We start from the raw sequence: 13,650 nt of genomic DNA, 5'->3' as shown, positions 1-13,650 counted from the left end.
CCGTTACACGCCCCCGGCATGCGGGTCTCGCAGTCCCAGTGTGGTGGCCAGCGTCCTCGCCGTGATCCCCCCGGCCTCGATGGCGACATCCAGCGCAGCCGGCACGTCGAGCTCGTGGGCGAGCAGGCGGTGGACCTCACCGACCGCCGCCTGCGATGCCGCCTCGTCACGCGCCGCCGCACGGCGGAGCGCTTCCACCCGGTCAGCCGCGGCGTCTGCCTGCTGCGGCAGGTAGTCCCAAGATGACTGCCACGGGCGGTCCAGGATCATCAGCCTGATCGTGTCCGACGAGTGCTCCGCGAGCAGATCACCGAGCAGCACGAGGTTGCCGGCCGACTTGGCCATCTTCTCGCCCGCGACAGCGACGGTGCCGACATGGAACCAGGACCGCGCGTACGGGGTGATGCCGGTGAAGGCCTCCGCCATCGCGGCGTGGTACGCATGGTGCGGAAAGCGAAGATCAGCGCCACCCGCGTGGATGTCGACACCCGCACCCAGCACCGACAGCGACATCGCCACGCATTCGGCATGCCATCCGGGTCGGCCCGGCCCCCACGGAGAGTCCCAGGAGGGGTGCCCCGGCTCGCTCGCCTGCCACACCGCCACGTCGAACTCGTCTTCCTTGGCGGGATCGTCGGGCCGCCCGCCGAACTGGCGTGCCAGCCGCAGTGCTTCCAGGCGTTCGACGCCGGCGCGGGCGGGGACGTCGTGCCCGCGGAAGTACACGCTGCCGCCGCTGCTGTAGGCAGCGCCTCGCCCCAGCAAACCGCACGCCAGCCGGATGACGGATTCAACGTAGCGATGCGCCCGGGGTTCGTGCTCCGGCGGACGGACGTTCAGCGCCGCCATGTCGTCGTCGAACTGGAACTGGTGGATGGCAGCGAACCGGTCGTAGTACGCGCCGGCACGCTCGGAGGCGGCGTCCAGGACGTCATCGACGTCGGTGACGTTGCGGCACACCTCCGGTTCCACGTCCAGCAACCGCAGCACCCTGGCGAGCACGTCGACCCACACGAACGTCGCCGCGTGCCCGAGGTGGGTCACGTCGTACGGCGTGACTCCGCACGCATACACGCGCGCACGGTCCAGCATCGCCACCCGCGAACCGCCGATCACGAAGTCTGAGTTCACGGTTGATGTTCCGATCATGCCTCCATTGTCGGGCAAACCGGGCGTTGTCAAGCCTCGTTCTCGGCACCAGTCGCGACTGCCGGCCGGAGCTGGTCGACGAACAGGGCGAGTCGACCGGACTCAGCTCTTCCGGCGCATCGACCTACCCGAGCAAGGCTGAGCCGGCACAGGCCCGCGACCTGCTCGCGGCGGTAGGCCCACCGCGGCGATCGCCGCAGCGAAAAACCGAAATTTTCTCACAGTAAGTCGATCTCCGTGCCGAGTTTCCCAAAGGGTTATCGGAACGAGCCCGTTCCTCTAACCGGCCTGCTCACAATGATCACGGTGATCGATGAGTTGCAGCGCGAGTACGCGGAAACGCGAGACCTTCTCGGCGCCCTCCAGCAGCGCGTGGGTTGCCTCGAGGTCGGTTCGGAGTGGAGCAGTTCGTTGCAGCGACTTGTCCGCGAACTGGCCGATCAACTCGAACACGCCGTGGACCAGGCGCAAGAGCCCCCGGCGGACCAGGCGGAACGGCACGACGAGGAACCGACGCGCTTCGGAGCAAGACCATCACGGCTTCGGTAGAGCGGCCCCCAGGTAGGTACGTTCGTCCCTGCCGCGGGGGTCAAGGTGAAGCGCCGGCACGAGGGGCGACGGAGACGTCGCCCACCACCAGCGCCGCACCGCTACCAGGCGTCCTGGAGCGTGTAAGGCCGGCTCCACAGCGCCACCTCCAGGGTGACTGCCTTGAACCACGCCTGGAACATGCGCTCGACATCGGCCGAGTCGTGCCCCTTCTGCGACAGGAAGGGGCGGATCGTGGCCGTGATCGGGTAGACGAAGGCGATGATGTGGCGCAACGGGACCTGGTCCACCGCGTTGACGTGGTCGGTCTGGTCCTTCTTCGACCGGGTGTGGCGAAGTGCGATCTCGTGCTGGTAGTCCAGCCACGCCTGGTCGTAGGGCCGCCGGCAGGTGTCGAGGATCCACTGCTCGAACCGCGGTCGGACCCGCTCCAGGTAGTTCGCGTCGGGTTCACCGTCCGGCGGGGAGAAGTAGGCGAGCAGGTGCGGATGCGCGGCGACGTACCCGTACCACGTGCCGACCACGTCACCGACCTGGTCGGCGAGAACGTCGCCGGCCATGCGCAGCGCCTGGTCGTCGTCGGCCGTCCACAGCAGGGTCTCCTTGAGCTGGTCCAGCTCGGCTCATGACCGGTGACCTCGGAACCTGCGTCTCGCCGTAGGTGTACCCGGGGATAGCGCCCGCTGTGCTCATGAGAACTCCCGTGGTCGACGTCGCCCGGTCACTTACGGGCATACCCCGCAGGTGCGGCGCTTCCACGTGAACGCACGTTCGGCGTCAGCCGCCCCCGAGGGTCCGCTGACCTCCGTCGCACACGAGCAGGCCGTCTTCGCGGATCCGGACGCACCGGATCGGCATGCCTGACCCTTCCGACGGCTCCACGCTGAACCACAGCTTCAGAAGACCGGTCGGCAACGTGTCCGGAGCAGTTGCAGTCCATGTGGGCCGCAGGACGCGGGCGAGCACACACCCCGATCGGCGTGGGCACCCCAAGGCCGGCGAGTCTACGGCGACGGGACCCACGCAGCTGCCGCGGACGCCAGTCCCAAAGGAGTCAGGTTGTCGCGACGTAGACGGTGTTGGCTGACACGCCGCCGCTGTAGGGATTCGGGAAGGTGACGACATGGGCCTGCGACGTGGTGAAGACTTCCGCGAGTGCGGAGTTGAACTCCTCGTCAGGAGGATCGTCGGACCACAGCGCGAACACCCCACCCGGGTGCAGGTGCGAGCCGAGCCGCCGCAGCCCCTCGGTCGTGTAGAAACCGGCGTGGCTCGGATCCAGCACGTGCCGCGGCGAGTGGTCGATGTCGACGAGGATCACGTGGAAGCGCCGACCGGGTTCCACCGGATCGAACCCCGCGGTCGACCCGGCCATGGCAAAGAAATCACCGTGCACGAATCGATTTCGTGCATCTCTCGCCAAGGAAGGGGACAGCGGCAACAGCTCGCGCTGGTGCCACTCGATCACCTCCCCCAGGCCTTCGACGATGATCAGTGAACGCACCCGCGAGTCCTCGAGAACGGATCGCGCGGAATGGCCGAGCCCGAGGCCACCGACCACGACGTCGAACCCGGTACCCGGCAGCTCCGCCAGCCCGAGACGAGCGAGTTCGACCTCGGCGACCGTGAACAGGCTCGACATCAGATACTCGTCGTCGAGCTTGACCTCGTAGACATCGACTTCGAGCAACGGATCACGACGCCGTCGCAGACTGATCACGCCGATCGGCGTCTCCCGCCAGTCGATTTCCTCAAACCGCACACCCAATTGGTCCCTCCCGTCCCACATCGTCCCAGACGCCGAACAACCTGGCGCGCTCGCTCTGCCCGGCGCGGGGGGACCAAGTGCCAGCAGGGCCGAAGCCGCGTTGATCATCACCAGGCGCTGGCAGCGACTGGGTTCGGCGAGGCGCTGTCCAACATGGACACCCCGCGGCGTTCGCGGAAGCGCTTGCCGAACTCTCGTCCCACCTACCTTGGCCTTTGCGCACGGGATGACCGCGACGGGCTCCGGGGCCAACCGCGGCGCGCTGGAAGTGGCCGCGTTCGGAGCGGAGGCCGAGCACGATGTCGAGACCGTCCTCGGTGCCGGCGCGACCGCGACCGACAACCTCGGCCGCGCCGCTCGCGTGGATCTTTCTCGATCCCGTGGCCGAGTGCGGGCCGCTGTTCGCGGAGCCGAGCGCTCCGAGTCCGCGCCACAGCGGCTTGCCGACCTGGTTGCACCCGCCCGCGAGCCGGGGCGTTCGCAAGTCTTCAACAGATCTTGCTGACAGCTCGCGATTTCCGCACACTGCTGTTTGAGGCACACTGAAGTTCAGGGCTGGACTCCGCTAGGCGAGGTGCCGGCATGCACGGAACCATCCCGCCGGGACGCATCGCGGGTGTCCGCGTCGGGCTGCATTGGAGTGTCGCGGGCATCGTCGTGGTGGTGGCCGCCGGTCTGGCCGCATACCAGCTTCCGGCCGTGTACCCAGGACATTCCCGGATCGCCTACGCAGTCGCCGGAGTTGCCGCCTCGGGGCTGCTCGTGTGCTCGCTGCTGGGCCACGAGCTCGCCCACGCCGTCGTGGCGCGCAGGAACGGGGTGGCGGTCGAAGGCATCACGCTGTGGCTGCTCGGCGGCGTCGCACGGCTGCGCGACGAAGCCAGAAGCCCCGGAGCCGACCTCCGCATCGCGACCGTCGGCCCGACCGCGAGCGCCGCCCTGGCGGTCGCGTTCGGTGCGTTGGCGTGGACCTCCAACCTCGCAGGTGCCGGAGAACTGGTCATAGCGGTCCTCGGCTACCTGGCACTGCTCAACGTGCTCCTGGCGCTGTTCAACCTGCTGCCCGCGGCGCCCCTGGACGGCGGTCGAGTGCTGCGGGCGGCGCTCTGGCGATGGCGCGGGGACCGGCACAGAGCCGCCCTGTGGTCGGCACGCGCCGGACTCGGTCTCAGCTACCTCCTGGTCATCGGCGGGATCGTGCAACTGGTCATCCAGTCGACCGGTGGACTGTGGTGGGTGCTGCTCGGCATGTTCATCGCCGCCGCGGCCATCGCAGAGGAACGACGGGCGCGAGCCAGCGCCGCACTCGCTGGCATCCGCGTGCGCGACGTGATGTCCCCCCACGTCGACGCGGTCGACGCAGACCTGACCGTCGAGCAGTTCCTGCGAGCGGACGCGACCCCGGGCGGCCATGCCGTCCGCCCGGTCCTCGGCCCCGCCGGACGGGTCGAAGGCGTGATCACCGTCCGGGATGTCAACGCGATTCCCGAGCAGGAACGGCCGACGAGCACGCTTAGCGACGTCGCGTGGCCACTGGAGCGCATCGCCACTGCCGCGCCCGAAGAGGCCTTGACCGCGCTATTGCCCCGGCTGGACGAGGCAGCCGAGGGGCACGTGCTGGTCTTCGCCGAACACGACCGCCTCGGGATCGTCTCGCCATCGGACATCAGCCGCACGGTCGCGGAACGAGGACTGCACGTCTCCGTGCCCGGAGCCTCCACCACCGGGGCCGAACGGACCCCGCCGCCATCGAACTGGTGGTACCCCGGCCAGCGCCGGCGTTGATCCTGTGCGGCTGGTTGCTGATGACCCCGGGCGAGTGTTCCGGCGAGCTTGATCGGGCATGCTGAGGAGGATGAGTTCGACGTCGATGCCCAATGCCCTGCACGAGGCCCTGCCGCTGCTCGCGGAGGTACCGGACTCGCCCGATTTCCGGAACGGCTACCTCGATCTGCTCGGGGAGAACGCAGGCAGTCCTGCGGAGACGAACGCGGCGCTGTGGTCCTCGCAGACCGTCTCCACGCTCTACGACTACGGCCAGTCACTCGCCCGCAAGATCATGACCACACTGCCTGCCTCGGCGACTCGGCTTCCCGACGGCGCGCGCGTCCTCGACGTCGGCTGCGGGCCCGGCAACATCACCGGCATGCTCGGCCGTGTTGTGGGGCCGGAGGGGCTCGTCCTCGGCTTGGACATCTCCGCTGTGATGCTGGAACGCGCCGTCCGCGCAGAAGGCGCGCCGCATGTTGGTTTCCTCCGTGCCGATGCCTGCCAACTTCCGTTCCAGGACAACAGCTTCGACGCGGTGGTCAGCATTGCCACCGTGCACAACACACCGGAACCGCTCACCGTGCTCGGCGAGCTTGCCCGCGTACTCGCACCGGGCGCACACCTGACCGTCCTCGTACTGGCCGCAGGCGGACTACTTGATCATGGACTGGGACTGGCCGGGGACCTCACCGGGCTTTTCAGCAAGCCCACCGCGTTGCACCCCGAGCAGATCGCCCAGGTGCTCCACGCATCGGGAGTGCCGACCGTGCACACGCACCGCACCGGCTCCCTGCTGTGGGTCAGTGCGATCAAGGAGCAGTAGGCGCGGGTACCCGGCGAGCTCGGTATCTACGGAGCCCTCCCCCTGCGGCGACACCGCTCAGCCGGATTTCCGCTTCCGGTAGGCCCTCTGCTGACAGGCCCGCGAGCAGTAGGCACGGGTGCGGCCCGAGGACTGCCGCTCCACCGGTTCACCGCATTCCTGGCACATTCCATCACGCATTTCATCACGCATTTCATCACGCTTCCCAACCAGGAGTTCGATGCCGTCGAGCACCCGAGCCAAGCCGAACTCGAAGGGATCCTCCGACTCGTCGAACCCGCCCGCTTCCCACAGCGCGGTCAGGGTCGGATAGCGGTCGAGCCACGCGTACAGCGAGCCGCGGGCAGCCCACCACTCGTCGTGGCCCACCCCGCTGCTGCGCTCCGCCCGCGCGGCCTCCACCAGGACCGCCGCCTCGGCGTCGACGAAGCGGCCGACCAGGTTGACCGCCGCGACCACCTCGGCCGGCGCGAGACCAGTCCCAGCGAGGATGCCCAGCACGTGCTCGTAGTGAGCCACCCCGTTGGGGCCCGGCAACTGACGGGTGCCGCGCACCTCCGCCAGCCAAGGGTGGCGTTTGCGCAGTTCCCAACCCTTGCGGGCCCACTCCTCCAGCCGGCTGCGCCAGCCGCCGCCCACCGGATCCTCCGGCGGGCCCCCCAGAACCGCGTCGCACATCAGCTCCACCAGCGCGTCTCGGCCCGGGACGTGCCGGTACAGCGACATGCCGGTGAAACCCAGCCGCTCGGCGACCTTGCGCATGGACAGCCCGGACAGGCCTTCCCCGTCGGCCACCTCGACGGCGGCCTGCACGATCCGCTCGAGACTCAGGACCCGCTTGGCGTCCCCATCCCGCCACAGCAGCTCGACGACAAGATCGGGATCCCTCGCACTGCCTTGCGCCATCAGCCACCTCCGCGCTTATAGTACAGTCGTTTATGCCATAAGCATGGAGGTGCTGTGATCGTGGCTGAGTTCTTCGTCTCCCCGACCGGGGACGACTCCGCTCCAGGCACTCTGGAGCGCCCGTTCGCCACGCTGGACCGCGCGCGGCACGCGGCACGCGCCGCGGCCGGCGCGGTCGTCGTACACCTCCGGGAGGGCACACACGTGCTCACCGAAACCTTCGCGCTCGACGAGGACGACTCGGGCCGCGACGATCACCGGATCGCCTACCAGGCGTTCGGGTACGGAACCGACCAGCAGGAGCAGGCCGTGGTCAGCGGCGGCCGCGAGATCACCGACTGGCGCGAGCGTCACGGGGTGTGGCTCGCCGAGGTCGGCGACCTCGACACCCGCCAACTGCACGTCGACGGTCGCCGGGCTGAGCGCGCCGCCCTCGACAGACTCCCAGGCGAGGCGAAAAGGACCCCGACGGGCTACATCACCGACTCCACGGCCCCGCTGTCCTGGCAGGCCCCGACCGGAGTCGAGTTCGTCTACCGCGGCGTCTACCCGTGGACGGAGGCGCGCTGCGGCGTCGCGTCCGTCGTCCGCGACGGCGACTCCACCGTGATCACCATGGCACAACCCGCCTTCTCCTGGGCCGATGACCTCTACAACTCCGCCTGGGACGGCGAGCTGATGTCAGGCCCAGGGTTACCGACGCGGGTGGAGAACGATCCGGCCTTCCTCACCGAGCCCGGCACGTTCGTCCTGGACCACTCCCGCCTCGGCAAGCACGTCCTGCACTACCGGCCCCGCCCCGGCGAGCATCCGCTGCGCACCCGGGTGGTGGCACCCGCGCTGGAGGTGCTGCTGAGCGCGACCGGCACGCGCGACGTCTCTTTCCGCGGCTTGGTCTTCGCCGACGCCACCTGGCTCAGGCCCAGCGGAGAACGCGGCTTCCTGCACTACCACGGCAACGGCTACTACGACGGGGCCGGCGTCGAGAAGGTGGTGGTGGTCGAGGGACAGGCGTGGGTGACCGTGCCGACCGAGGCGGAGACGATCCCGGCCTGCGTGCGGCTCGACGCCACGACCGGAGTGCGATTCGAACGGTGCCGCTTCACCCGAATCGGAGCAACCGGACTCAGCGCGATCGAGAGCGCCGGGACCACCGTGCACAGCTGCGACTTCGACACCCTCTCCGCCTCCGCCGTCTCGGTCTCCAGCAGCCACCACGTACTGATCGAGGACAACCTGGTCCAGCACGCCGGCCTGGACTACTCGGGCTCCCCCGGCATTGCGCTGCTGAACACCGAGAACTGCACCGTCTCGCACAACCGGATCTCCGACGTGCCCCACTGCGGCATCGTCGTAGGACCCGGAACGGGCGCCCGCATCCTGCGCAACCTCGTCACCGACAGCATGGGGACTCTGGCCGACGGCGGAGGCATCTACGTTTCCGGCCCACAAGGAGACTCCCCGGACAACGGCGCGGTCGTCGCAGGCAACGTCGTCAAGGACACCCGCACTCCCTACAACTTCGGCCTGTACACCGACTACGGGGCCGCTTGGGTCACTGTGGAGGACAACGTGGTCGCCCGAGCCGACAGCACGGCCGTTCTACAGGTCAGCCCGCCGCTGGAGAACGTGGTGTACCGCAACAACTTCTGGGACGCCGACCCGGTGGGCAGCGACGCCGTACCCGAGGGCGTCACCTACGAGGGCAACACGACAATCGCCGACGCGACCGAGCTGGAGGCGGCGACAGCGGCAACCCAAGCCCGTGCCGGGCTTCTGCGGGCACGAGAGACACCCGTCCTCCGATGAAGCACCGCTCGTCCCACCTTCAGACCCCAAGGCGATGAACACCGTGTGGCGCGCATCCCCGACCGGCCACCTGCCTCGTACAACACAGACGCACCCGCGGTTCGGTCAGAAGTCCTTACGGCTGACGGGCCCGCGCCTCCGGCGTGTTCGTTTCCGTGGATGTGGCCGGCCGGAGCAGGGGCATGAGGATGTCGTCGACGAGAAGCTGCCGTTGTCGTCGAACATCGACCAGGTCGGGGTGTCGATCGGGTCGTCCAGGCTGCTGCCGGGCACGTCGTGGGGGCCAAGGCCCGGAGACGTTGGACGAGCAAGCCGTCTTCGCGGACCCGGACGCCCCGGATCGGCCGGTGCGGTGATCACGGACAGTGTTCCGACCGCGTGTGAGGATTTCCTGTGCTCGCCGATGTAGACATGGCGCGAGGGCCGTGTTAGACTTTCTGCAAGCTGAGAGGCAGGCCACGAAGCGCCATCATCGATGAATCGGCGCCATGGGTGATGCACGAGGAAAGATTGATCCCGGGTGGGGGTCGAGAGGCCCCCACCCGGCTACGACAAGCAGGACGTGTGCTTTGCAGGCGAGCGGGAAGGGAGGCGTCGCATCGGAGTTGTGACGCCGCGTCATCCTCGTGTTCGCAGTGGATGCGCGGTCGCTGTAAGTGAGTAAGTACCCCTTTTGGCCCCCGGTGCACCGCTGGTGCACCGGGGGCTTTTCATGGGGCGAGGGAGCGGGATGAGCGAGGAAGGGCCGGAGGCCGAGGACAAGTTCGACGACGCCGATTACCCGGCCTACACGATGGGGCGGGCCGCGGAGATGGTCGGGGTGACCCAGCCGTTCCTGCGGTCGCTGGAAGACGCGGGGCTGATCGCCCCGCAGCGGTCGGCGGGTGGGCATCGCCGCTACTCGCGCAGGCAGTTGCGCCGGGCTGCTCGGGCCCGTGAGCTGGTGGATCAAGGAACCCCGGTGTCCGCCGCTTGCCGGATCATCACACTCGAAGATCAGCTCGCCGAGCTGTCCCCGCCTGATGAGGACACGCCCGGTTGAGCGTGGTCGACGGTGCACGGGTGGCGTGTGCCGCCAGCGGTGTGTAGTGTTCTTGTTGGTCGTTGTTTCTGGGTTCGTGTTTGCGCACGCTCGCAGGATGTTGATGCGGGCGAGCTGCTGTCTTTGGTGTAGCTGGAGTAGGCCGCCGTCTGAGATCCCCGGCCCGGGCTTGCGCATGGTGCGCGGCCTCGTGATACCTCCCAGCTCCCGAATGGAGACAGACATGACGCAGGGAACCGTGAAGTGGTTCAACTCGGAAAAGGGCTTCGGCTTCATCGCACCGGACGCCGGCGGACCTGACGTGTTCGTGCACTACTCGGCCATCGACAGCACCGGCTTCCGCAGCCTCGAGGAGAACCAGCAGGTGACCTACGACGTCACCCAGGGGCCCAAGGGCCCGCAGGCCGAAGTGGTCCGCGCGCTCTGATCCCACGCTCGACGCGGTGGCTCCCAGCCTCGATGCCGGGCGCTGAGGCCACCGCGTCGGCGGCTCCTCCTGCGTCCACTTCCACACTGGGGACCCGGACAGCAGCTGAGCCGCACCACGGGGCCGAGTACGAACTTGTTTTTGCTGCGGTCCGCCCTTGGCCGGTGAGCCGGGGCACACCACCTGCTTCGGTGGCCTGGCCTGCCACCACCTCGTTGCACCAACAGCAAGTCCCGGTCCGACGCCCATTCCGCCCGGTTGACTTGAGGTGGCGCTGTTCTCCACAGCCTGCGCCCCGCAGAGGCCTGGCTTCCAGCCCGTGAAGCCGCGGCCGGCGGCTGACGGCCCCGAGCACCGCGCTGTGGAACACCGCACGGTGTCCGGCCACTCCTCACTGAGCATCCGCGACCACGCGGGAACCGGCCTTCCCCTCACCGTGCAGCACTCATGTGCATTCCAGCGCGGACCCCAGGCTCGGCGTCGTCAACGCCACTCCCCGGCATCACACAAGCACCGCTCACCGGCATCGCAATGTCCACGACCGCGCGCCGTGGCCCCGATTCCGCGCCCCAGCACGGTGAAACGCTCCCGCCCTGCGGCAGTCGAGCGCCCGATGGGCCGGGCACGCGCGCCCAAAACTGAAGGAACGATGCAGCACATCCGACACATCTCCGCGACCCTCTCCGACGACGCGTGGCAGATCACCGACGCCAGGGGCCAACACACCGCCCGCGTCACCGGAACACAGCAGGACGCCGTCGCGCTGGCCCAGCACCAACTCGCCGCCTACGGCGGCGGCACCGTGCTCGTCACCCCCGACAGCTGAAGCGTCCCGCGCGACTTGCCCGCCGCCGGCTTCCTGCAACACAGCCCAGGGCCACCGGCACATTCCGGCGCACCTGTCGACCTCTCGCCCTGACCTGCCTTGCGCAGTCCCGTATCCAACCGTGGGACCCGACCGAGTAGGTCGAACCCGCAACACGAAAGGACTTCCTCATGAACGTCTCCACCCCAAGGCACCCCCGGACTTCCCAGCACCGCAGCGCATCGAGCACCCACGGGCCTGCTCGGCTGCTCGAGCACGGCACGCATCGTGCTCCCACTGCCCGACCCCGTCGCGACCCTGACGCCGTGAGCCCGGTCGAGTTCGTCGAACCCGACCACACCCGGCCCGCTCCCGAACACCACCCGCGCGCCGACCGCAGCGCTGACACCATGCGCCGCCTGCGCGCCCCGTTCACTCCGGGCGCCGCCGAAGCATCCGGCACACGGTGAGATGACCCGACCTGTCAGATCCTCCGGGGGAACTAACCGACACCTAGGGCGTGTCTCGAAGTGGTGAGTCGGGTGGAGTCAGTGTCGGCGTGTCGTTGATCAAATAGGTGAGGTCTCCGGTAGATCGATCATCGACCAAGAAGATCAAGACCACCGGAGACCTCGTGGCCAGCGTAGCGGTGACGGGGCGAGCGGACCTGACCGACGCGCAGTGGGGTGTGCTGGAACCCCTGCTGCCTGTCGGTACGAGGCCGGGGCGCCCGCCGACATGGACCAGACGGCAGCTCATCGACGGGATCCGTTGGCCGGTGCGGGCCGGGACACCGTGGCGTGATGTTCCCCCGGCCTATGGGTCGTGGCAGGCGGTCTACGGGCTGTTTCGTCGCTGGCAGCGCGCCGGGGTCTGGGCACAGATTGTGGCCGCGTTGCAGACCCGCGCTGACGCCGCGGGGTTGATCACCTGGGATGTCAGCGTGGACTCGACCATCGCCCGCGCGCACCAGCATGCTGCTGGCGCGCGGAAAAGGGGGCTGATCAGCGCGAGCCGCCCGGTGGGGCAGGGCCACCGGAGCCGGATGATCACGCGCTGGGGCGCTCACGGGGCGGGTGGACCACCAAGCTGCATCTGGCCGCCGAGCAGGGGCAGAAACCGTTGTCGCTGGTGATCACCGCCGGGCAGCGGGGTGATTCACCGCAGTTTCAGGTCGTGCTGGGCCGTATCCGAGTGGCCCGGCCGGGTCGCGGTCGGCCCCGGACCCGGCCGGATCGGGTGTTGGCCGACAAGGCCTACGGCTCACGCGAGAACCGTGCCTACCTGCGCAGACGCGGTGTCCGGTGCACGATTGAGGTTCCCCCGCTTTGCCGGAGGCTTGGTTATCTGGCTCCGGCTGGGGTCGGGCGGATGCTATCGACATGGTGTTGATCGTGTTGGGTGTGGTGGGCCTCCTCGTACTCATCGGGTGACAGTCCGCCAAGTCCGTGTTGGATGCGGCGTGGGTTGTACCAGCCGTCCACATATCGGAAGATCGCCGCGTCGGCCTCGGCGCGGGTGGCGAATGTGGTGCCCGGCCAATACAGCAGCTCGATCTTGATGGTGGACCACAGGTTCTCGGCCAGGGCGTTGTCGAAGCTGTCACCGACGCTGCCGGTTGACGGAGTGACGCCGGCGTCGGCGAGCCGTCGGGTGAACCGGAGCGCGGTGTATTGACAGCCTTTGTCGCTGTGATGGACAAGTTCGCCGCTGCGCACGTCGCGGGACCACAGCCCGTATTCCAGCGCGGTGAGCACCAGCTCGGTGTCGGCGCGGGCGGCGGTGGCCCAGCCGACGATGCGGTTGGAGAACGCATCACGCACCGAGGCCAGCCACAACACGCCCTCACCGGTGAGCAGCCGGGTTAGATCGGCTACCCACAGCCGGTTGGGCGCATCCGCGGTGAAGTCACGTTCCACCAGGTCCGGCGCCGACGAATGGCGGAGGTCCTGCCGGGTGGAGCGGGGCTTCCAGCCCCGGCGTAGGTGTGCGCCAGCGAGCCCGTTCTCCCGCATGATGCGCTCGATGCGCTTGCGGGAGCACCGCACCCCTTGGCGGCGCAGCTCCAGCCACACCCGCGGTGACCCGTAGGTGGCGGCGAATTCGTGCGAAGACCGGATCTTGGTGATCCGCTCCAGCAACTCGGCATCCTCACGGTGGCGCCGCGACGGCCAGGCCGCGCGGGCGCGCCAGTCGTAGTAGGTCGAGGCCGGGATGTCCAGGACCCGCAGTACGAGACCGACCGAGAAGTCATGGTCATCGATGAAGCTCATGACCGCCTCCGGGTCGGGTCGATCTCGCCCGCAAAATAAGCACTCGCCGCCCGCAACACATCGTTGACCCGCTTGAGCTCGGCGTTCTCCCGCTTGAGGCGGCGGTTCTCCTCGGCCATGTCTGTCGCCGGCCGGTCCTGCCGCTGGCCGCGGTCGGCCTCGTCCTGGCGGATCCAGTTCCGCAACGCCTCCGGGTGCACGTTCAGCTGCTCGGCCAACCGCCGGATCGCCGGTTTCGGATCCGACTCCCGATACAGCCGCACCGCGCGTTCCCGCAGCTCATCCGGGTACTTCTTCGGTGCTGCCACAACGACTTCCTTCCTCGGTCC

Annotated in this window: 17 protein-coding genes; 10 read left to right on the top strand and 7 right to left on the bottom strand. The window is 68.5% G+C overall.

Annotation, left to right across the window (positions count from 1 at the left end; genetic code table 11):
• Nucleotides 1-3: 3 nt before the first annotated feature.
• The 4 genes from SACE_RS12970 to SACE_RS12955 form a co-directional block, all read right to left on the bottom strand.
• Entirely contained in the window at nucleotides 4-1,131 is a 1,128-nt protein-coding gene (locus tag SACE_RS12970; RefSeq protein ID WP_009947670.1) for a class I tRNA ligase family protein, read from the bottom strand.
• A gap of 297 nt (nucleotides 1,132-1,428) precedes the next feature.
• Entirely contained in the window at nucleotides 1,429-1,650 is a 222-nt protein-coding gene (locus SACE_RS12965) for a hypothetical protein (protein WP_009947671.1), read from the bottom strand.
• A gap of 149 nt (nucleotides 1,651-1,799) precedes the next feature.
• Entirely contained in the window at nucleotides 1,800-2,264 is a 465-nt protein-coding gene (locus SACE_RS12960) for a protoglobin domain-containing protein (RefSeq protein ID WP_308196732.1), read from the bottom strand.
• A gap of 488 nt (nucleotides 2,265-2,752) precedes the next feature.
• Nucleotides 2,753-3,574: a spermidine synthase family protein gene (locus SACE_RS12955; RefSeq protein ID WP_231850056.1), complete on the bottom strand. Its 822-nt coding sequence runs from the start codon at nucleotides 3,572-3,574 to the stop codon at nucleotides 2,753-2,755.
• 118 nt (nucleotides 3,575-3,692) lie between these two features.
• On the opposite strand from SACE_RS12955, the gene SACE_RS38155 reads away from it, so the two are divergent.
• From SACE_RS38155 to SACE_RS12945, 3 genes are all read left to right on the top strand, one after another.
• Nucleotides 3,693-3,971 (top strand): hypothetical protein, encoded by a 279-nt coding sequence (locus tag SACE_RS38155; RefSeq protein ID WP_143538133.1) that lies wholly within the window; start codon nucleotides 3,693-3,695, stop codon nucleotides 3,969-3,971.
• Nucleotides 3,972-4,048: 77 nt separating this feature from the next.
• Nucleotides 4,049-5,251 carry a site-2 protease family protein gene (locus SACE_RS12950; protein WP_011873780.1) on the top strand — a complete coding sequence of 401 codons (1,203 nt, stop codon included), beginning with the start codon at nucleotides 4,049-4,051 and terminating at the stop codon, nucleotides 5,249-5,251.
• A 70-nt stretch (nucleotides 5,252-5,321) separates the two neighbouring features.
• Nucleotides 5,322-6,059: a class I SAM-dependent methyltransferase gene (locus tag SACE_RS12945; RefSeq protein ID WP_231849996.1), complete on the top strand. Its 738-nt coding sequence runs from the start codon at nucleotides 5,322-5,324 to the stop codon at nucleotides 6,057-6,059.
• Nucleotides 6,060-6,116: 57 nt separating this feature from the next.
• Here SACE_RS12945 and SACE_RS12940 read toward each other — a convergent pair whose 3' ends face one another.
• Entirely contained in the window at nucleotides 6,117-6,965 is an 849-nt protein-coding gene (locus SACE_RS12940) for a TetR/AcrR family transcriptional regulator (protein ID WP_009951401.1), read from the bottom strand.
• 60 nt (nucleotides 6,966-7,025) lie between these two features.
• Here SACE_RS12940 and SACE_RS12935 point away from each other — a divergent pair, with 60 nt between their 5' ends.
• From SACE_RS12935 to SACE_RS39160, 7 genes are all read left to right on the top strand, one after another.
• Nucleotides 7,026-8,774 carry a right-handed parallel beta-helix repeat-containing protein gene (locus SACE_RS12935; protein WP_037304219.1) on the top strand — a complete coding sequence of 583 codons (1,749 nt, stop codon included), beginning with the start codon at nucleotides 7,026-7,028 and terminating at the stop codon, nucleotides 8,772-8,774.
• Nucleotides 8,775-9,504: 730 nt separating this feature from the next.
• Nucleotides 9,505-9,816: a MerR family transcriptional regulator gene (locus SACE_RS12930; RefSeq protein ID WP_011873778.1), complete on the top strand. Its 312-nt coding sequence runs from the start codon at nucleotides 9,505-9,507 to the stop codon at nucleotides 9,814-9,816.
• A gap of 223 nt (nucleotides 9,817-10,039) precedes the next feature.
• Complete coding sequence (locus tag SACE_RS12925; RefSeq protein ID WP_009951404.1) at nucleotides 10,040-10,243, top strand: cold-shock protein; 204 nt, start codon at nucleotides 10,040-10,042, stop codon at nucleotides 10,241-10,243.
• Between the two features lie 649 nt (nucleotides 10,244-10,892).
• Entirely contained in the window at nucleotides 10,893-11,069 is a 177-nt protein-coding gene (locus SACE_RS37590) for a DUF2188 domain-containing protein (RefSeq protein ID WP_009951405.1), read from the top strand.
• A gap of 305 nt (nucleotides 11,070-11,374) precedes the next feature.
• On the top strand, nucleotides 11,375-11,518 hold the full coding sequence (locus SACE_RS37585) for a hypothetical protein (RefSeq protein ID WP_009951406.1): 144 nt from the start codon (nucleotides 11,375-11,377) through the stop codon (nucleotides 11,516-11,518).
• A 107-nt stretch (nucleotides 11,519-11,625) separates the two neighbouring features.
• Nucleotides 11,626-12,183 (top strand): IS5 family transposase, encoded by a 558-nt coding sequence (locus tag SACE_RS36390; RefSeq protein ID WP_009951407.1) that lies wholly within the window; start codon nucleotides 11,626-11,628, stop codon nucleotides 12,181-12,183.
• Entirely contained in the window at nucleotides 12,180-12,440 is a 261-nt protein-coding gene (locus SACE_RS39160) for a transposase (protein ID WP_231850054.1), read from the top strand. Before SACE_RS36390 ends, SACE_RS39160 begins: the two co-directional genes overlap by 4 nt.
• Here SACE_RS39160 and SACE_RS12920 read toward each other — a convergent pair.
• Nucleotides 12,392-13,321 carry an IS3 family transposase gene (locus SACE_RS12920; protein ID WP_009942493.1) on the bottom strand — a complete coding sequence of 310 codons (930 nt, stop codon included), beginning with the start codon at nucleotides 13,319-13,321 and terminating at the stop codon, nucleotides 12,392-12,394. The genes SACE_RS39160 and SACE_RS12920 overlap by 49 nt on opposite strands.
• The gene (locus SACE_RS12915) at nucleotides 13,318-13,629 is read right to left on the bottom strand and encodes a transposase (RefSeq protein WP_009942492.1); all 312 of its coding nucleotides are present in this window, start codon (nucleotides 13,627-13,629) and stop codon (nucleotides 13,318-13,320) included. The genes SACE_RS12920 and SACE_RS12915 overlap by 4 nt, the downstream gene beginning before the upstream one ends.
• Nucleotides 13,630-13,650: the final 21 nt, after the last annotated feature.

Source organism: Saccharopolyspora erythraea NRRL 2338 (genome assembly GCF_000062885.1).
Lineage (GTDB): Bacteria > Actinomycetota > Actinomycetes > Mycobacteriales > Pseudonocardiaceae > Saccharopolyspora_D > Saccharopolyspora_D erythraea.
The sequence above is the reverse complement of the archived record's forward strand: the minus strand, read 5'-3'. Positions and strand labels throughout refer to the sequence as shown.